Annotated in this window: 18 protein-coding genes, 1 tRNA gene, 1 other RNA gene and 2 pseudogenes; 18 read left to right on the top strand and 4 right to left on the bottom strand. The window is 64.5% G+C overall.

Features of this window, described 5'->3' with window-relative positions:
• From VFJ08_RS00635 to VFJ08_RS00620, 4 genes and pseudogenes are all read left to right on the top strand, one after another.
• Positions 1-1,058 (top strand): annotated as a pseudogene (locus VFJ08_RS00635) (type III restriction endonuclease subunit R); the annotation flags it as partial.
• A 151-nt stretch (positions 1,059-1,209) separates the two neighbouring features.
• Positions 1,210-1,446 (top strand): type II toxin-antitoxin system ParD family antitoxin, encoded by a 237-nt coding sequence (locus VFJ08_RS00630; protein ID WP_324994096.1) that lies wholly within the window; start codon positions 1,210-1,212, stop codon positions 1,444-1,446.
• 3 nt (positions 1,447-1,449) lie between these two features.
• A complete protein-coding gene (locus VFJ08_RS00625; protein WP_324994094.1) occupies positions 1,450-1,749 on the top strand; it encodes a type II toxin-antitoxin system RelE/ParE family toxin in 300 nt (99 codons plus the stop codon).
• A complete protein-coding gene (locus VFJ08_RS00620; protein ID WP_324994092.1) occupies positions 1,724-1,927 on the top strand; it encodes a DNA polymerase beta superfamily protein in 204 nt (67 codons plus the stop codon). Before VFJ08_RS00625 ends, VFJ08_RS00620 begins: the two co-directional genes overlap by 26 nt.
• Before the next feature lie 82 nt (positions 1,928-2,009).
• Here VFJ08_RS00620 and VFJ08_RS00615 read toward each other — a convergent pair.
• Positions 2,010-2,096 (bottom strand) — tRNA-Leu (locus tag VFJ08_RS00615).
• 97 nt (positions 2,097-2,193) lie between these two features.
• Here VFJ08_RS00615 and rnr point away from each other — a divergent pair.
• From rnr to VFJ08_RS00570, 9 genes are all read left to right on the top strand, one after another.
• A complete protein-coding gene (gene rnr / locus VFJ08_RS00610) occupies positions 2,194-4,494 on the top strand; it encodes a ribonuclease R (RefSeq protein ID WP_324994090.1) in 2,301 nt (766 codons plus the stop codon).
• 177 nt (positions 4,495-4,671) lie between these two features.
• Positions 4,672-5,409, top strand: coding sequence for an OmpA family protein (locus VFJ08_RS00605; protein ID WP_324994088.1), 738 nt, complete (start codon positions 4,672-4,674; stop codon positions 5,407-5,409).
• Between the two features lie 86 nt (positions 5,410-5,495).
• A complete protein-coding gene (rlmB, locus tag VFJ08_RS00600; protein WP_324994086.1) occupies positions 5,496-6,254 on the top strand; it encodes a 23S rRNA (guanosine(2251)-2'-O)-methyltransferase RlmB in 759 nt (252 codons plus the stop codon).
• A 167-nt stretch (positions 6,255-6,421) separates the two neighbouring features.
• On the top strand, positions 6,422-6,781 hold the full coding sequence (gene rpsF, locus VFJ08_RS00595; protein WP_324994084.1) for a 30S ribosomal protein S6: 360 nt from the start codon (positions 6,422-6,424) through the stop codon (positions 6,779-6,781).
• An 11-nt stretch (positions 6,782-6,792) separates the two neighbouring features.
• Entirely contained in the window at positions 6,793-7,023 is a 231-nt protein-coding gene (gene rpsR, locus VFJ08_RS00590) for a 30S ribosomal protein S18 (protein ID WP_006914321.1), read from the top strand.
• A 12-nt stretch (positions 7,024-7,035) separates the two neighbouring features.
• Positions 7,036-7,641 carry a 50S ribosomal protein L9 gene (gene rplI / locus VFJ08_RS00585; protein ID WP_349256919.1) on the top strand — a complete coding sequence of 202 codons (606 nt, stop codon included), beginning with the start codon at positions 7,036-7,038 and terminating at the stop codon, positions 7,639-7,641.
• Positions 7,642-8,034: 393 nt separating this feature from the next.
• The gene (dnaB, locus tag VFJ08_RS00580; protein ID WP_324994079.1) at positions 8,035-9,390 is read left to right on the top strand and encodes a replicative DNA helicase; all 1,356 of its coding nucleotides are present in this window, start codon (positions 8,035-8,037) and stop codon (positions 9,388-9,390) included.
• A 27-nt stretch (positions 9,391-9,417) separates the two neighbouring features.
• Complete coding sequence (alr, locus tag VFJ08_RS00575; RefSeq protein WP_324994077.1) at positions 9,418-10,482, top strand: alanine racemase; 1,065 nt, start codon at positions 9,418-9,420, stop codon at positions 10,480-10,482.
• Between the two features lie 61 nt (positions 10,483-10,543).
• A non-coding RNA gene (locus VFJ08_RS00570) (sX9 sRNA) lies at positions 10,544-10,619 on the top strand.
• Between the two features lie 38 nt (positions 10,620-10,657).
• On the opposite strand, the gene VFJ08_RS00565 is transcribed toward VFJ08_RS00570, so the two are convergent.
• Positions 10,658-11,581, bottom strand: a complete 924-nt coding sequence (locus tag VFJ08_RS00565; RefSeq protein WP_324994074.1) for an alpha/beta hydrolase — start codon at positions 11,579-11,581, stop codon at positions 10,658-10,660.
• A gap of 107 nt (positions 11,582-11,688) precedes the next feature.
• Between VFJ08_RS00565 and radA the strand changes: the two genes are divergently transcribed.
• A complete protein-coding gene (gene radA / locus VFJ08_RS00560; protein ID WP_324994072.1) occupies positions 11,689-13,059 on the top strand; it encodes a DNA repair protein RadA in 1,371 nt (456 codons plus the stop codon).
• A 258-nt stretch (positions 13,060-13,317) separates the two neighbouring features.
• Here radA and VFJ08_RS00555 read toward each other — a convergent pair whose 3' ends face one another.
• Positions 13,318-14,622, bottom strand: a complete 1,305-nt coding sequence (locus VFJ08_RS00555) for an HlyC/CorC family transporter (protein WP_324994070.1) — start codon at positions 14,620-14,622, stop codon at positions 13,318-13,320.
• A gap of 67 nt (positions 14,623-14,689) precedes the next feature.
• Positions 14,690-15,493 carry a cytochrome C assembly family protein gene (locus VFJ08_RS00550; RefSeq protein ID WP_324994068.1) on the bottom strand — a complete coding sequence of 268 codons (804 nt, stop codon included), beginning with the start codon at positions 15,491-15,493 and terminating at the stop codon, positions 14,690-14,692.
• 167 nt (positions 15,494-15,660) lie between these two features.
• Between VFJ08_RS00550 and ffh the strand changes: the two genes are divergently transcribed.
• The 4 genes and pseudogenes from ffh to trmD all read left to right on the top strand — a co-directional run bounded on the left by ffh (position 15,661) and on the right by trmD (position 18,925).
• Entirely contained in the window at positions 15,661-17,067 is a 1,407-nt protein-coding gene (ffh, locus tag VFJ08_RS00545; RefSeq protein WP_324994066.1) for a signal recognition particle protein, read from the top strand.
• Positions 17,068-17,191: 124 nt separating this feature from the next.
• Positions 17,192-17,428: pseudogene (rpsP, locus tag VFJ08_RS00540) on the top strand (30S ribosomal protein S16); the annotation flags it as partial.
• A 144-nt stretch (positions 17,429-17,572) separates the two neighbouring features.
• Complete coding sequence (rimM, locus tag VFJ08_RS00535) at positions 17,573-18,103, top strand: ribosome maturation factor RimM (RefSeq protein ID WP_324994064.1); 531 nt, start codon at positions 17,573-17,575, stop codon at positions 18,101-18,103.
• A gap of 66 nt (positions 18,104-18,169) precedes the next feature.
• Positions 18,170-18,925: a tRNA (guanosine(37)-N1)-methyltransferase TrmD gene (gene trmD, locus VFJ08_RS00530; protein ID WP_324994062.1), complete on the top strand. Its 756-nt coding sequence runs from the start codon at positions 18,170-18,172 to the stop codon at positions 18,923-18,925.
• Positions 18,926-18,953 lie beyond the last annotated feature (28 nt).

The raw sequence follows: 18,953 nt of genomic DNA, 5'->3' as shown, positions 1-18,953 counted from the left end.
ATACGGCGCTGGCGCAGGCGTTGTCCCGCGATGGCCTGCGCGAGAATGCGATCAAGGAAGCTTACCGCGAGTTGTGCAAGGTGCTGGCCGGCTTTTCGGCCCGCTATCCGGAAAAACTCTCAGCGGCGGAAGATGACGTGCGGCAGATGGACGGCGCGACGCTGCTGGTGGGCGTGCACGGCGGGGAAGTGATCGAGGCCGGCAGCTTTGCCGAAGTCGCCGACGACCGCGCCATCGAGGCCGACTACAAGGCCGCCGGCCGCCGGTTGACGCCGGAACTGGCCAAGCGCTACGCGGAGCGCATCGCCGACGACGAGGACGACGATAGCCTGCTGGATGCGCATATTACGGTGGGCGCCCTGGGCAAGATGGAAGGCGTTGCGGAGACGCTGGACAAAGAGGCGGATGCGCTGGCGATCCAGTGGTTCGCCGAATACCGGGTGGCGGTCAAGGGGCTCTCGGACGAACGTCGGGCGGCGTACGACGCCATCAAGGGCATGGCGCCGCAACCCCAGCGCATCGATCCGAAGCGGCCCCACGTGCGCACCGAGGACACCCAGGACCTGGATGGCAATGCGCTGGCCACCCGATGTATGCATCTGATGGCCGATCATCACGGTGCGTTTCCCATCGCCAATCTGAACCGCTGGGAAGTGCAGGTGCTCGACCGCGAATTGGGGCGCAAGAACTGCCTGGGCTGGTATCGCAATCCGTCACGGCCGTCGGCCGATGCCGTGGCCGTCGCCTGGCAGGATGGACAGGGCAACTGGCGCCGGATGTGCCCGGATTTCGTGTTCTTCCACGGCGACGAGGAAAATGTGCGGGCGTCCATCGTCGATCCACACGGCATCCATCTGGCCGATGCCTTGCCGAAGCTGCGCGGCATGGCGGCGTTCGCGGCCGATTACGGGTCCGAGTTTTATCGCATCGAGGCGGTGGCCGAGATCGCGGACAAGCTGCGCGTGCTCGACTTGAAGGACGCCGGGGTACGTGCGGCCGTCGCGGACGCGAAGGATGTCGAGGTCCTGTATCGAGGCAATGCGGCGGCTGATTACTGATCGCAGCGCTACGAGCCGGCAGCGCGGTCGCCTCGGTTACGGATTACGCCGGAATCCTATGCCGCTTACCCGCGGCCCGGGCCTGGACTGGCTTGACCGGCGCAAGCTACGGTACCAATATTTGGTAGTCAAGCTCTCGACGGATCGCGTCATGACCAGAAACACCAGCATTGTTCTAGGCTCACACTTGGAAGATTTTGTCGCCGAGCAAGTGCGCGCCGGCGGCTATGCCTCAGCCAGCGAAGTGGTACGCGCGGGCTTGCGTTTGTTGGAAGCGGCTGATGCGCGTACCCGTGCGCTGCGTCAGGCCCTGATCGAGGGTGAAACCAGCGGTTTGGCCGACTACGATTACGACAGCTTTGTCGCGTCGCTGGATTGCGGGGCGTAAATCTTGGCCGGTTTCCGGCTGAGTGCGAAAGCCCTGGATGACTTGCGCGCCATCGCAAGTTTTACCGAGCAGCGTTGGGGCCGCAAGCAACGCAATCGCTATCTGAAACAACTGGACAATGCGTTCCACTGGCTGGCCGCACAGCCGGCGCTGGGCAGCGGCTGCAGCGAAATTCGCGCGGGTTACCGCAAATATCCGCAAGGCAGCCATTTGATCTTTTACCGCACCGGGGGAGATAAATCGGTGGAGGTCACGCGTATTCTGCACAAGAGTATGGATGTGCCAGCGCGGCTATGGGAATGAGACGTCAGTTTGTGCGAGCATCGAGTTCGGCCGGGCAATCGGCGGCGCGGTCGAGGGCACGGGCGCGGCCGAAGCCGAGCACGAAATGCGGATTGTCTATGCCTGCGAATCCGGCAGCCGCGCCTGGGGGTTTCATTCGCCGGATTCGGATTACGCGGTTAGCGAAGCGCTCGATTGACTGTTTCGCACTACGCTCAGCGAATAATCAGCCACCGGCGCATTGACCTTCGTAAAAAAGGACGTCCTGCAAAATCCTTGTTTGGTGCCGAGGAGAGGACTTGAACCTCCACGAGCGTTAGCTCACTAGCACCTGAAGCTAGCGCGTCTACCAATTCCGCCACCTCGGCTGCGGAGCGCGTAATTTAGGCGCCGCGCGGGGGTTTGTCAATAATGATTTCTGCGGTTTGGCCTTTGCGGTATCGTGGCGGCTTATGGAGACATATTTTGAGTAAAAAGCAACGTTCCGCGAACGATTGGCGCGGCCGCGATCCGCGGTTTTCGGCCGAGCAGGGCAGTTACGCCCAACCGGTGCCGAGTCGACAACTCGTGCTGGACGATCTGGCCGCCGAAGGCCGGCCGATGACCCGCGGCGAGCTTACCGACTACTACGCGTTGGTCGGCGATGCCGCCGAGGCGTTCGATCATCGCCTGCGGGCGATGCTGCGCGATGGGCAACTGTTGGAAAACCGGCGAGGCGCGCTCGGGCCGATCGACAAGATGGACCTGGTGCGCGGCAAGGTGCAGGGTCATCGCGACGGCTTCGGTTTTCTGCTTCCCGACGATACCGAAGGCGATGATGTCTTTTTAAGCCCACGGCAGATGCGCCAGGTGATGCACGGCGATCGCGTGGTGGTCCACGTGACCGGCCGCGATGCCCGCGGGCGCCGCGAAGGCCGGATCGCCGAGGTGCTCGACCGGGTCAACGAGACTGTGATCGGCCGCTTCGTCGCCGACAACGGCATGTATCACGTGGTGCCCGACAACGCGCGCATCGGCCAGCAGATTCGTGTGCCCGCGGACGCCCGTAACGGCGCCGAGAACGAACAGATCGTGACCGTGCGCATCACCCAGCCGCCGTCCAAGCACGGCCAGCCGGTGGGCGCGGTGGTCGAGGTTCTGGGCGATCGCATGGCGCCGGGCATGGAGATCGAAATCGCCATCCGCTCGCACGCTATTCCGCACCAATGGCCGGCGGAGGTCATCGAGCAGGCAAAGGCCTGCGGCGATGCCGTGGCCGAAGCGGACAAGAAGGCTCGCAAAGATCTGCGCGATCTGCCCCTGGTGACCATCGACGGCGCCGATGCGCGCGATTTCGACGATGCCGTGTATGCCAGGAAGACCGCGCGCGGTTTCAAGCTGTGGGTGGCGATCGCCGACGTGTCGCACTATGTGGACAAGGATTCGCCGCTCGACGCCGAAGCCCAGCACCGCGCGACCTCGGTGTATTTTCCGGACCACGTGGTCCCAATGCTGCCCGAAGCGCTGTCCAACGGGCTGTGTTCGCTGAACCCGGAGGTCGACCGGCTGGCCGTGGTGTGCGAGATGCGCTTGAACAAGGCCGGTGAAATCCGGTCTTCGAGCTTCTATTCCGCGGTGATCCGCTCGCACGCCCGGCTGCTCTACGATCAGGTCGCCGACTGGCTGGCCAATCCGGAAAACCTGCCGGCCCGCCACCAAAGTCTGAAGAAGCCGCTCACCGATCTGCACGCGCTCTATCAGGCCATGCTCGTGCAGCGACGCGATCGCGGCGCGATCGAGTTCGAGACGCAGGCCACCCGTATTATCTTCAACGACGAGCGCAAGATCGCGCGCATCGTGCCGGTCGAGCGTAATGTCGCGCACAAGATCATCGAGGAATGCATGATCGCGGCGAACGTGGCCACGGCGACCTATCTGACGCGAAAGAAGATGCCGTTGCTGTACCGCGTGCATGCCGGCCCGGCCGCCGATGCGCTCGAAGATCTGCGCGCATTTCTGGCCGAGCGCGGCCTGGCGTTGCCCGGCGGCAACGATCCCGATGCCGCCGACTATGCGCGGCTGCTCGAGCAGGTTCAGGGCCGTTCGGATACACATCTGATCCAGACGGTGATGTTGCGTAGCCTGCAGCGCGCGGTCTATTCGCCGCACAACGACGGGCATTTCGGCCTGGCGCTGGACGACTATGCGCATTTCACCTCGCCCATCCGGCGTTATCCGGATTTGCTCGTGCACCGGGCCATCAAGCACTTGGAAAAACGCCGGCGCGCCAAGGCCTTCGATTACGACGTGCCCGCAATGGAAGGCCTCGGCCAGATCTGTTCGGAAGCCGAGCAGCGCGCCGACGACGCCACCCGTGACGTCGACGATTGGCTCAAGTGCGAATATATGAGCGATTCGCTCGGCCAAGTCTTCGACGGCACGGTCACCGGCGTGACCGGTTTCGGCCTGTTCGTGGAACTCGACGGGATCTTTGCCACCGGCTTGGTGCACGTGTCGTCGCTGTCCAGCGACTTTTATCATTTCGATGCCCAGTCGCGCTGTCTGCGCGGCGAGCACTCGGGCAAGGTCTACCGGCTGGCCGACAAGATGCGCGTCAAGGTGGCGCGGGTCGACCTGGACGAGCGCAAGATCGATTTCGAGCCCGAGGCCGGTGACGACGCCGGCCGGCACCGTGGCAAAAAACCACGCGGCGCCGGCGGCGGCGCGCCGAAATCACGGTCGGGAAAAAAGGGCGGGCCGCGCAAATCGCGTGGCAAGCGTTCGTAGCGGCCGTCATCGGCATGGTGGCGTGATTTTTTATTCACCAATACCCTGCAGCTTGCCGCGGGCGCCTCAGCAATGGGGTGTCCAAAGGGGAGGGGCGCTAGCTCTCCTCTTTGGTCGACCGCGCGGTTTCCATATCGCGCGGTCGAAAGACATTTGATAATCGACAAGGAATGATTCATGAGGCGTGACAAGCTCCCCATTCTCGCCGCTGTTCTGGTGGTCGTCGCGCTAACGTTGACCGCCTGCGCGAACGATCCGAACCGGCGCGCCGAAATCGGCGGCGGCGTCGGTGCCGTGCTGGGCGGGTTGCTGGGCTCGCAGCTCGGCGACAATTCCGGCACGAACGCGGCGATCGGCGCGGTCCTCGGCGGTTTGGCCGGCGCCGGCGTGGGGCATTACATGGACAACCAGCAGCAAGAGCTCAACCGGAAGCTGGCCGCGCAGCAGGCCCGGGACGAACTCAACATCACGCGCCTGGACCAGAACACGCTTAAAATCGGCGTGGCCAGCGACGCCTCGTTCGCGGTCGATAGCGCGAATCTGAATCCGAACGCGCAGAATACCTTCAACAGTATCGCCAACGTATTGAAGGACTACGACAAAACCGCGATCCACGTGGTCGGCTTCACCGACAGCACCGGCACCGAGCAGCACAACCTGGAACTGTCGCAGGAGCGCGCCGAGGCGGTGGCGCGGTTCTTGGAGAGCCGCGGCGTCAATTCGCAGCGCGTGCTGACCTGGGCGCGTGGCGAATCGCAGCCGGTGGCATCGAATGCGACGGCCGAAGGCCGGGCGAGGAACCGGCGCGTGGCGATCGTGATCGTGCCGATCGTCAAGGGCCGCGAAAAAGCCGCGTTCGCGGCGCCGCCCGATCTCGGCAATCCGGTATACGAGAACGAAGGCGCAAGCGGCTGATCGACCGGCCGAGGTCGCGAACATGGTTTGGTGCGATCGGGCCCTTTGATACTTCTGGCGATATTTCAGGCAGGCAGGGTGGGCGAATGAGTCAGTCGCACTCCGACAACGAGCGTATCGGGGGCTTTCATGCCGTGGTGTCGGTGCTGGAATCCGATCGGCCGGTGCGCCGGCTGTGGCTGGCCGCCGGGCGTCATGGAGGGCGCCACGACAAGCTGGTTATGTTGGCCGAGGCCCGGGGCGTGCCGGTCGACAACGTAGCGATGGATCGCCTGGATGCCTGGTTGCCGAATGTGCGTCACCAGGGTTGCGTGATCGAGTTGGAGCCGGCACGCGAGTACAAGGAGTCGGAGTTGCCGGCGCTGTTGGCGGCCGTGGATTCGCCGATGGTGCTCGCACTCGATCAGGTCCAGGATCCGCATAACCTCGGCGCTTGTCTGCGCAGTGCGGCGGCGGCCGGAGTGCATGCCGTGATCGCGCCGCGTAAGCGCGCCGCCGGGCTGACCGCGGCCGCCCGCAAGGTCGCCGCCGGCGCCGCCGAGCGCGTGCCCTTCGTGCCGGTTACCAATCTCGCCCGCGCACTGCAGCGTCTTCAGGCCGAGGGGTTCTGGGTGGTCGGACTGGACGGCGAGGCCGAGTCGTCGATCTATGAGACGGATCTGCCCGAGCCGGTGGTCTGGGTGGCCGGCGGTGAGGCGAAGGGGTTGCGCGAGCTGACCGCGAAGCACTGCGATCTGCTCGTTTTCATACCGATGGCCGGCGGCATGGAGAGTCTCAATGTCTCCGTGGCCACGGCCGTGGCGCTGTTCGAGACCGTGCGGCGCCGGCGCGCGGCGAACTACTAACCCGGCTCCAAAATAGCTGAAATGTCAGCTGTTTTCATGCCGGATTAATAAGATCGATTGCATCGGCCCGGTCGAGCGACTACAATCGCGCGCCTTGCGGCCGGGTGGCCGCATGCCTTGCTCCACGGGCCGCGTGTTCCGGGGGCTTTCAACCGAAAGGACACATCATGCGACATTATGAAATCGTGTTCCTGGTCCATCCGGACCAGAGCGAACAGGTGCCCGCCATGGTGGAGAAGTACCGCGGCGTCGTGGAAAACGACGGCGGCCAGGTGCATCGCCACGAGGACTGGGGCCGCCGCCAGCTGGCCTATCCGATCACCAAGATTCACAAGGCGCACTACGTGCTGCTCAACGTGGAATGCTCGCAAGGCGCGCGCGAGGAACTGGAAGACCTGTTTCGGTTCAACGACGCCGTGCTGCGTCATCTCGTTATCGCCCGCCACAAGGCCGATGTCGATCCGTCTCCGCTGGCCAAGAACAGCGAAAAATCGGACGACCGTAATAAAGCCCAGGCCGCCAGCTAAGGAGCATCGATATGGCTCGTTTTTTCCGTCGTCGTCGTTTTTGCAAGTTCACCGCCGAAGGCGTCGAGGAGATCGATTACAAGGATATCGAGACCCTCAAGCAGTACGTCACCGAAACCGGCAAGATCGTACCGTCCCGTATCACCGGCACCGCGGCGCGCTATCAGCGCCAGCTGTCGACCGCGGTCAAGCGCGCGCGTTTCCTCGCGCTGCTGCCGTACACCGACCGTCATTCGTCGTAAGGAGGCGCAGAAGTGGACGTCATTCTGCTACAGAAAATCCGCAATCTGGGCGACCTCGGCGACACCGTCTCGGTGCGTGCCGGTTACGGCCGCAACTACCTGTTCCCGCGGGGCATGGCCCTGCCGGCGACCAAGGCCAACCTGAGCGTTTTCGAGGAGCGTCGCGCCGAGCTGCAGGCGGCCTCGGCCGAGCGTGAGGATCGCGCCAAGCTACGCGCCGATCAACTGCGCAACAAGAGCTTCACGATCGCCATGCGCGCCAGCGATGAAGGCAAGCTGTTCGGCTCGGTCGGCCCGCAGGAAATCGCGCAGGCCGCGACCGCGGAAGGTCACGAGTTGGACCCGCGCGAGATCACCCTCACCGAAGGCACGATCCGTCAGGTCGGCTATTACAGCGCCGAGCTGACTTTGCATGCCGAAGTGATCTGCGAGATCGAAATCGTGGTCGCGCAACAAACCGACATGGGCGTGAACATGCCGGTACGCGTGTCCGAGAACACCGAGGCCGACGCCACGGCCGAAGAGGTCGAGGGCGAGCGTGTCGAAGACGCCGGCGAGCCGGCCGACGCCTCGGCCACCGAAGCCGACGCGCCGCTCGGAGAGCGCGAACAGCCGTAACACGCCGTTACCGCGATCGCGCGATGACGCCGCCCGAGGGCGGCGTTTTTTTTGGTCCCTGCCTAGGGGCTGTTGCCGTTTCATACGGCCCCGCGTTGCAACCCCAAATCGTGTCAGCCAAGACGCAGAGCGCCGGCCGCAGTCATTCTGCGGTCAAGCTCTGCAACGCCGGATGGCGCGATTTGGGGCCGCAACCCGAAGGGCCGGGGCCATTTTGGCGCAATCCAGCGTTGCAGCGCGCTACGGTAGAATGACTACCGTACGCCCGCTGCGCCTTATCTTGCACCAGCTCGAATATTGTTCGGGCGGCCGCCGGCGCGGCGTCGTATGAAACGGCAGCAGCCCCTTATGTAAACTGCGCGCACCGCCTCCGCCCACGAAGCCGACGAGCCCATGGCCGAAGCCAAGCTGCCCCCGCATTCCATCGAAGCCGAACAGTCGGTGATCGGCGGCCTGCTGCTGTCCGAACAGGCCTGGGACGACATCGCCGGTACGATCAACGAGGACGATTTCTACCGCGAGGACCATCGCTTGCTGTTCCGCGGTCTGGCCGATCTCGCCGATACCAATCAACCGCGCGATCTGGTCACGCTGACCGAGTGGCTGCGCAACAACGGGTTGCTCGAAAAAGCTGGCGGCGCAAGCTATATCGGCAATCTGGCCGCCGATATTCCCAGTGCGGCGAATATCAAGGCCTACGCCGGAATCATTCGCGAACGCTCGGTCATGCGCCAGCTCATCCGCGCCGGCGACACGATCACCTCGACCGCGTTCGAGCCGTCCGGCCAGTCGGCCGACGAGGTGCTGGGCGTCGCCGAGCAGGAAATATTCAAGATCGCCGAGCGCGGGCGCAAGGGCACGGAGGGCCCGCAGGGGCTCAACTCGTTGCTGACCAAGGCCGTCAATCGGATCGAGGAGCTGGTGGCCCAGGACGGTTCCTTCTCGGGCGTGCCGACCGGGCTGATCGAGTTCGACAAGATGACCAACGGCCTGCAGCCGGCGGACCTGCTGATCCTGGCCGGGCGCCCGTCGATGGGCAAGACCAGTCTCGCGATGAATATCGTCGAGAACGTCTGCATCAAGGAAAAAGTGCCGGTGGCGGTGTTCTCGCTGGAAATGTCGGCCGAGCAACTCGTGCTGCGTATGATCTCGTCCTGGGGCCGGGTGGATCAATCGCGTCTGCGTTCGGGGCGGCTGACCGAGGACGACTGGCCCAAGATCACCTCGGCGATCGGCATCATGAACGAGAACGCCAGGCTGTTCATCGACGATACGCCCGGACTGTCGCCGTCCGAGATGCGCGCGCGCGCCCGGCGCTTGAAGCGCGAGCACGGCATCGGCCTGGTGATGGTCGATTATCTGCAACTGATGAACGTACCGGGCACCAAGGAGAACCGCACCAACGAAATCTCGGAAATCTCGCGCCAGCTCAAGGCCATGGCCAAGGAGTTGGACGTGCCGGTAATCGCGCTGTCCCAGCTCAACCGCCAGGTCGAGCAGCGCGACAACAAGCGCCCGCGCATGTCGGACTTGCGCGAATCGGGCGGCATCGAGCAGGACGCCGACGTAATCATGTTTGTGTATCGCGACGAGGTCTATAACGAGAACACCGACGACAAGGGCGTGGCCGAGATCATCATCGGCAAACAGCGCAACGGGCCGCTCGGTGTCGCGCGCACCGCTTTTCTATCGCATCTGACGCGATTCGAGAATCTCCAGGAACACTACGACGACGATTTTATAGATTAACGGGGATCGATTGATGAGGATCGACTGATGCGTGCCCTGGCCACGATCGACCGCGCCGCGCTGGCGCATAATCTGGGGCGGGTCCGCGCGCTGGCGCCGGGCCGCGCGGTATATGCCGCGGTCAAGGCGGACGGGTACGGCCACGGCGCGGCAACGGTCGCGAACGCACTGGCCGGTGCCGACGGATTCGCGGTTTCCAGCCTGGACGAGGCCCTGCAGTTGCGCTGGAGCGGGATCGCCCAGCCGATCATGACGCTGTCGCAGCCGCTCGATGCGCAAGTCTGCGCCTGCGCGGCCGAGCACGATATCCGGCCGGTGGTCTTCGATCGCACGCATCTGGACGCGCTGGCCGGCTATGCCGGACCGGATCTTTCGGTTTGGGTCAAACTGGATACGGGCATGCATCGGCTCGGTTTCGCCGCGCCCGACGCCGGCGCAATCGATGCGCGTCTGAAGGAACTGCGCCACGTGAAGCGCCTCGGCTGGTTGACGCATCTCGGCTGTGCCGATGATCCCGACAGCCCGATGACCGAGCGCCAGTTGGCGACCTTTGCCGCCGGTACCGGCCGGCTCGGCGGGCAGCGCTCGATCGCCAATTCGGCGGGCGTGCTGGCCTGGCCGGCCGCGCATGCCGACGTGATACGCCCGGGCATCATGCTTTATGGCAGCTCGCCGATGGCCGGCGCGACGGCGGCGGATTACGACCTGCGCCCGGCCATGCATCTGAGCGCGCCGATTATCAGCCGGCGGCGCGTCGCCGCCGGTGAACCGATCGGTTACGGCGCGACCTGGCGGGCGCCCGAAGATATGGAAGTCGGCGTGATCGGCATCGGCTACGGCGACGGTTATCCGCGCCACGCGCCGTCGGGCACGCCGGTACTTGTGCGCGGGCGTCGCGCCGCCGTCGTGGGCCGGGTGTCGATGGATATGATCACGATCGATCTGCGCGCCGTGCCCGAGGCCGAAGTGGGCGAGCGAGTCACGCTGTGGGGCCCGGGCCTGCCGGCCGACGAAGTCGCCGCCGCCGCGGGCACCATCGCCTACGAATTGTTTTGCCGGCTTACGCCTCGGGTGGCTTTCGAGGTGGTCTAAGAGAGTGTTTACAAAACTGTTGCGCTTGCCATCTTGGCCCTGCCCGGTGCTCGAAATGCTCACGTATTACCCATACGCTGCGCTTTCTGCGCTCCGGGCGTGCCCAACCTGACGGCGCTCGCTACGTTTTGTAAACATCCTCTGAAATAGCGGGCCGAATTATACTTTCTTCCGCTCAGGCTGATTCTCTCGGCGCCAGTGTGCGCTTGAAGAATGCCAGTTGGTCGCTGCTGGACTGGCGGAAGCCGGCGCCGCGATAGATATCGAAATGGCCGATGCGATAGTGACGCTCGATCACGTTGTCGCCGCCGCGCGCCGCGGCCGCACTCGCGGCTTCGGCGGGCGCGACCGTATCCTCGTCACAGATCTGGATCAGGGTGGGGCAGGTGAGCCGCCCGATTTTCCGGCCCGGACGATAAAGCGCGAGCGTCAGCAGCATGCGGGCACTCATTTCGTTGCGCCAGTCGCCCGGGACGATCGCCCGATAACCCTCGTAGGCGTCTTCGGTGGCCATCGCGGCCAGCCCGCCGGGGCGCGCGACCAGCGGAATACGATAGGGTTCGGCGCCGGCCAGATCCGCCAAGCTGTCGCGCAGGCCGGCGACCACCAACCGCAGCATGTGCCAGAGCCCGTGTCGGTGCAGTGCGTTCCAGACCGCGGCGCGGCCGTCCATCATCGGCCCCTGCGCGCTGATCGCGGCGATCCTTTTGTCGGCCGCGCCGGCGGCGATCACGTGGCCGCCGGAGAACGACGTGCCCCAGAGGGCGATGCGGCCGGCGTCGACACCGTCGATTGCGCGTACGGCGGCGATCGCCGCGGCCCAGTCCGCCATCTGTGCCGATACCGACAGGAGCTGGCGCGGGCGCCCGCCGCTGGCGCCGAAATAGCGATAGTCGAAGACCAGCACGGCAAAGCCGGCATCGGCGAACGCCGTGGCGTAGGGTTCCAGCCCCGCGTCGCGCGTGCCGCCGAGGCCGTGGGCCATGACGATACAGGGCACGCCGGCCGGGCTATCCATGGACTCGTTCTGGGCCGGATAGAACCAGGCCCGGCAGGTCGTGCCCCGACTGTCGAATTCGAAATCCTCGCGATCCACCATGATCGAGCGTTGTTCTCCCTGGGTTGTTTTGCCTTGGCTGTCTCGCCTTATTGGCGCGGCCTCGGTAACCCCCTAGTATGCCCGTTTATCCAGTAAGGCCGAACCCGATGGCCAAGACCAAAACCGTTTTCGTCTGCGATCAGTGCGGCTCGATCCAACCCAAGTGGTCGGGCCAGTGCCCGGACTGCGGCGCCTGGAACACGCTGACCGAGACCGTGCCCGCGGCGCCGTCCAAACCGGGGGCGGTGGCGCCGGTCTCGTTCGGCGATACCACGCCGCGGGTGGTCAAACTCAACGCGGTCAAGCCGCGCGAGACGCCGCGTACGCCGACCGGCCTGAGCGAACTCGATCGCGTGCTGGGCGGCGGCCTGGTGCCGGGTTCGGTGATTCTGATCGGCGGCGATCCGGGCATCGGCAAATCCACGCTGCTGTTGCAGGTGCTGGCCCAGTTGTCGGCGGATATTCCCGCGCTCTACGACACCGGCGAGGAATCCCTCGAGCAGGTGCAGCTCAGAGCTCAGCGGCTCGGCGTGGCCGGGGCGGATTTGGCGGTGCTGGCCGAAACCTGCGTGGAACGGGTGCTGGCTCTGGCCAAACCGGCCGCACCCAGGCTGCTGGTGATCGATTCGATCCAGACCGTGTTCTCGCAGGCGTTGTCGTCGGCGCCGGGCAGCGTGTCGCAGGTGCGCGAATCCGCATCGATGCTGGTGCGTTTTGCCAAGGCCACCGGAACCGCACTGATTCTGATCGGCCATGTGACCAAGGAAGGCACGATCGCGGGGCCGCGGGTGCTGGAGCATATGGTCGATACCGTGCTGTATTTCGAGGCCGAGGCGTCGTCGCGTTTTCGTGTGATTCGGGCGGTGAAGAATCGTTTCGGCGCGGTCAACGAGCTCGGCGTGTTCGCCATGTCCGGTTCGGGCCTCAAGCAGGTCACCAACCCCAGCGCGATCTTTCTTTCGCGGCATGAGACGGCCGTGCCCGGGAGCGCGGTGATGGTCACGCGCGAGGGTTCGCGACCGATGCTGGTCGAAGTCCAGGCGCTGGTCGACGGCTCGGCCTTGCACAACCCGCGGCGGGTCGCGCTCGGGCCCGATTCGCAGCGCCTGGCGATGCTCTTGGCGGTGCTGCACCGGCACGGCGGGATCGCGCTCGGCGATCAGGACGTGTTCGTCAACGTGGTCGGCGGTATGCGTGTCTCCGAAACAGCGGCCGACCTCGCCGTGGTGCTGGCCGCGCTGTCGAGCTTTCGCGATGCCCCGCTCGGCGACAAGCTGATCATCTTCGGCGAGATCGGGCTAGCCGGTGAGATCCGCCCCGTACCCGGCGGCGAGGAGCGCCTCGCCGAGGCCGCCAAGCACGGCTTCACACGGGCGATCGCGCCCAAGGCCAACACCCCGCGCTCACGGCGCGTCGGCGAACTCGAAGTCGTGCCCGTATCGCGTCTGGCCGAGGCGATCGAAGCCGCGATCAGCTGAAATGGCGCCCACGTCGGGCCAAGCTCGATCCGTGGATAAAGACAGGTCACACAAGCGTCGTAAAGAAGAAATTGTCCGCAAATGAACGCCAATAAACGCGAATAAGATAGAAAGTATTCGTTTGCGTTAAAGGAACAACGCCGCAGAAATCGGCGGCGCCACGGACTTATTGACGCGGTTATCGCCGAACCACCATCTGCGTCCATCTGCGGATAGCCTTCAACGAACAACCCGCCAAACCAAGCGAAAACAAAGCTCTCAGGCATTGCCGTCTTGTCGCCCCGCCGCGGGACGGTTTCGACGCTTGATGCGCGGCGGATGCACGCGCACGGTCTGGATCAGGTTGGCGCTGGTTTCGGTGATCTCGAACACGTATTTGCCGATCTTCACCCGTGTGCCGGCCTTGGGGATGGTTTCGGTCTGTTCGGTGATCAGGCCGTTGACGGTGCGCGGTCCGTCTATCGGCAGCTTCCACCCCAGCGCCCGGTTGAGCGCGCGGATCGAGACCGTGCCGTCGACCAGATAGCTGTTTTCGCCGTCCATGGTGACGTTCTTCACCCGGGTCAGCGGGTCGGTGGTGAACTCGCCGACGATCTCCTCGAGAATGTCCTCCAGTGTGGCCAGGCCCTGGATGTCGCCGTATTCATCCACCACGAAGCCGATGCGCCGCTTCTGGTTCTGGAAGTTGAGCAGTTGCTGGTTGAGCGGCGTGTTTTCGGGGATGAAATAGGGCGCGCCCGCCATCGAGACCAGCGTGTCCTGGTCCAGTTCGTTGTTCGTAATCAGCGCCAGCAGGCGTCGCATATGAACGATGCCCTTGATTTCGTCGATCGAGCCGTCGAACAGGGGTAGCCGCGTATGCTGGTTGTGCACCAGTTGCGCCAGGATCTCCGGCCAGGGCTTGCTGATGTCAATGCCCACGATCTCGTTGCGCGGCACCATGATGTCCTCGACCGTCGCTTTCTCCATGTCGAGGATCGACAGCAGCATCTTCTGATGCCGGCGCGGAATCATCGCGCCCGCCTCGGTTACCACCGTGCGCAACTCCTCGGACGACAGGGAATGCCCGGCGGCGTCCTCGGGCGCGACCCGCAGCAGCCAGAGCACGCCGCGTCCGGCCGAATTGAACAGATAGACCACCGGCCAGAACACCCGCAGCAGCGGCCGATAGACGTAGGCCGCGGGATATGCGATACGCTCGGGATAAAGAGCGGACAGCGTCTTGGGCGTGACCTCGGAACATACCAACAAGACAACGGTGAGCGCCGCGGTCGCCACCACCACGCCGAAATCGCCGTACAGCCGGATGCCGATCACCGTCGCCAGCGACGAGGCGATGATGTTGACCAAATTGTTGCCGAGCAGGATCAGGCCGATCAGCTTGTCCGGCGCCTCGAGCATGGCGGCCGCGCGCTTCGCGCCGCCGTGGCCGTTCTTGGCCAAGTGCTTCATGCGATAGCGATTGACAGTCATCAAGCCGGTTTCGGAACCGGAGAAGAACGCCGACAGCGCCAGCATCAGGATGAGGATGCCGAACAGCACCCACAGAGGAATTGTGTCCAAGAGCTACAGGCTCGTGATCAAGTGAATGCGCCGGGCCGATCGCCATGACCGGCGACCGTTTCGGCTGCTACCAATGTTCGCCCAGAATTAGCTCGAGCACCAATTTGCTGCCGAAATACGCCAGCGCCAGCACGACATAGCCGATTGTCACGCCGCGCACGGCCACCCGGCCGCGCCAGCCGTAACGCCAGCGCCCGAACAGCAGGACGGCGAACACCAGCCAGGCGACCACCGAAAGCACGGCCTTATGGGCCAGATGCTGTTCGAACAGGTGATTGATGAACAAGGCGCCGGTCACGATCGCCAGGCTCAGCATGAAAAAGCCGGCGCCGATCAGACGGAACAACAGCGTTTCCATCGTCTGTAGCGGCGGCAGGGTAGTGAACAGCCCCGAGGGCGGATGCTGGCGCAACTGACGATGCTGCAACGACAGCATGGCCGCCTGGACCGCGCCCAGCGTGAGTAGCCCGTAAGCCAGCATGGACAGGATGATATGCGCCTGCAGAGGCCAGGCCAGCGCTTCGCGCGCGCCGTGGGGATCCGGCACCAGCAGGCCCGCGATCGCGCACAGCCCGGCCGCCGGATACATCACCAGCCCCAACGCGCCGACCGAACGCTTGAGCGAGAACAGCCACAACAGCAGCGCGGCCTGCCAGGCGAACAGCGACAGCGCCGAGCCGAGGCCGATGATCATCGCGCCCGTGTGCAGGGTCATATGCACCAGCGCCACGATGTGGACGGCCAGCCCGAGCGCGGCGAGCAGGGTCACGCGCAGATAGGGCGCGCCCGTGGCATGATGCTGGTACACGGCATAGGTCGCCGCCGCGTAGGCGGCCGCGGCGATCAGCACCTCGATGATGACCAACGTCATCGGCGATTAGGCAAGAGCAGCTTCATTGCGCTTATTCTGCCGTATTTGATGATGCGCCTGTTTGACGTTCGTGTGCCGGCTGCCTGTGGCTTGCGTAAGCCGCAATCCCCGAAAGGCTTTTCGGGCCCGTTATAATAGACGCCGTATTACATCGAAGACGCGTTGCCATGTTCGACTCTCTAAGTGATCGCCTCAATCGCAGCCTGAAGACGCTGTCGGGCCGCGGCCGGCTGACCGAGGACAACATCAAGGCCACGTTGCGTGAAGTGCGCATGGCCTTGCTCGAGGCCGACGTGGCGTTGCCCGTGGTCAAGCAGTTCATCGAGGACATCCGCGGGCGCGCGGTCGGCTCCGAGGTGATGACCAGTCTCACGCCCGGCCAGGCGCTGATCAAGATCGTGCGCGACGAGCTCACGCATCTGCTCGGCGAAGCCAACGAATCGCTCGATCTCAAGACCAAGCCGCCGGCGGTCGTGCTCATGGCCGGGTTGCAGGGCTCGGGCAAGACCACCTCGGTGGGCAAGCTGTCGCGCTATCTCAAGCAGCGCGAGAAGAAATCGGTGCTGGTGGTCTCGGCCGACGTCTATCGGCCGGCGGCCATCGATCAGCTCGAGCGCGTGGCGTGCGACGTCGGCGTGGATTTTCATCCCAGTTCGTCGAGCGATAAGCCGAAGAAGATCGCCAAATCGGCGCTGGAAGCGGCGCGTCGCGGCTTCTACGACGTGCTGATCGTGGATACCGCGGGCCGGCTCGGCATCGACGAGAAGATGATGGCCGAGGTGCGCGAGTTGCACGACACCCTCGATCCGATCGAGACCCTGTTCGTGGTCGATTCCATGACCGGCCAGGACGCGGCCAACACCGCCAAGGCCTTCGGCGATGCATTGCCCCTGACCGGGGTGGTGCTGACTAAGGTCGACGGCGACGCCCGCGGCGGCGCGGCGCTGTCGGTGCGCCAGATCACCGGCAAGCCGATCAAGTTCCTCGGCACGGGCGAGAAGCTCGACGCGCTCGAACCCTTTCATCCGGATCGCGTGGCCTCGCGCATTCTGGGCATGGGCGATGTACTGTCGCTGGTCGAGGAGGCCGAGCAGAAGGTCGATAAGGACAAGGCCGAAAAGCTCGCCAAGAAACTCAAGAAGGGCAAGGGTTTCGATCTGGACGATCTGGCCGATCAGTTGCGCCAGATGCAGGAGATGGGCGGTATCGGCGCGCTCATGGAAAAGATGCCCGGCGGCGCCCAGATGCCCAAGGGCATGGCCGCGGCCGCCGACGAAACCCAGGTCAAGCGCATGCTGGCCATCGTCGACTCGATGACCCGACAGGAAAAATCCTTTCCCGACGTGATCAAGGCCTCGCGCAAGCGCCGCATCGCGACCGGTTCGGGCACCCAGGTCCAGGACGTGAACCGCCTGCTCAAGCAGCACACCCAGATGCGCAAGATGATGAAAAAATTCAAGGGCGGCAATATGAAGAAGATGATGCGCGCCATGCAGGGCATGGGTGGCAACATGCCGGGCGGCGCGGGCGGTGGCCCCGGGCTGCCGCCGGGCATGGGCGGCATGGGCCGCTGATCCGGAATCGTCATGGATTGCAGCACTTCCATTTTGCGCGTATTGGCGTAAAATGCGCCTCCTTTAAACCGCGCGCGGATGTATTGCCGCGCGCATATGCACCCTCAACGGCGATTAAACGGCTATGGTCAAAATCCGGCTCGCACGCTCCGGCGCGAAGAAGAAGCCCTTCTATCATATCGTGGTCACGAACAAATCGAATGCGCGGGATGGTCGTTACATCGAGCGTCTCGGTTTCTTCAACCCGGTGGCCGTCGGCGGCGAAGTGCCGCTGCGGCTGGACATCGAGCGCATCGAATACTGGAAGGGCCAGGGCGCGCAGCTGTCCGAGCGCGTGACCAATCTGGTCAAGTTCTTCAACCGCCACGGCGAAGGCCAGGCGGCGGCGCGCGTGGCGCCGCCCGAATCCAAGGCCAAGGAAGCCAAGGGGCAGACGGTGCCGGCCGGCGAGACGGGCGATGTTTCCGAGGCCGCGCCGCAGGGCGAAGCAACCAGTTAGCCGTTCGTGGCCGGTACGGCGCCGCAGCGCCACGTCGTACTCGGCCGCGTGCATGGCCTGTTCGGCGTCCGCGGCTGGGTTAAGGTCTATTCCTATACCCGTCCGGCCGAAGCGATCCTCGGCTACGAACGCTGGTGGATCGGTAACGCGGGCGAGCGGCGCGACTATCGCGTACTTGAGGCCCGCGTCCAGGGCAAGACCTTGGTCGCGCGGCTGGCCGATGCGGATGACGAGCCGTTGCCGGATCGCGATGCCGCGCTCGAGTTGCTCGATCTGGATATCGCGGTCGAGCGCGGCGACCTGCCCGAACCGGAACCCGGCGAGTATTATTGGTTCGATCTCATCGGCTTGAACGTCGTTACCGTCGATGGCCATGATCTCGGCCGCGTCACCGCCATGATGGAAACCGGCGCTAACGACGTGCTGGTGGTGCGAGGCGATCGGGAGCGTCTGATCCCGCTGGTAATCGAACAATTCGTGACCGCGGTGGATCTGGAAGGCGGCACGATTCACGTCGATTGGGACCCGGATTTCTGAGCGCCCGCGGCGAAATATCTTCGGGCATGTCAGACTCGATGATTCCAGCCTAGAACGCCCGTCCGCATGCGCATCGACGCCATTACGCTGTTTCCCGAATGGCTGCTCGAAATCGAGCGCTACGGCGTGGTGGGGCGTGGATTGCGCCAAAACCGCTTGTCGCTGGCGGCCTGGAACCCGCGGGACTACACGAGCGACCCCACGCGCCGCGTGGACGATCGTCCTTATGGCGGCGGGCCGGGCATGGTGATGCAAAGCGCGCCACTGGCGGCTACGCTGGAAGCGATCGAGCGGGCCCGGGGCGCATCGGCGCCGGTGCTGTTGATGTCGCCGCAGGGCGAGCGCTTCGATCAGCGCTGGGCCGAGCGGCTCGCGGCGGGGTCGGGTTTCGTGCTCGTCTGCGGCCGCTACGAAGGCATCGACCAGCGTTTCATCGACCGGCATGCCGATGCCGAGCTCTCGGCCGGCGACATGGTGCTTTCGGGCGGTGAACTGCCGGCGATGATGATCATCGATGCTGTGGCGCGCTTGATTGCCGGTGTGCTCGGCGACGCGCGCTCGGCGGCCGAGGACTCGTTCGCGAACGCGATTCTCGATCATCCGCACTACACGCGCCCGCCCGCGGACGAGGCTGGCGCCGTGCCCGATATTTTGTTGTCGGGCGATCATGCCCGGATCGCCCGCTGGCGGGAAAAGCAGGCGTTGGGCCGGACTTGGCTGCGGCGGCCCGATCTGCTCGACGCGATCGAGCTGGATCAACGACAACAGGCACTCCTGACCGAATTCGTCGCCGAATATGCCGAGCGCGTACCGCGACCGTAATAAATCGTCGGCAATGCGATTTCGGGGG

This window comes from Salinisphaera sp. (assembly GCF_035690525.1).
Classification (GTDB): Bacteria; Pseudomonadota; Gammaproteobacteria; order Nevskiales; family Salinisphaeraceae; genus Salinisphaera.
Note: the sequence above shows the minus strand (reverse complement) of the source record. Positions and strands in the feature narration are given on the sequence as shown.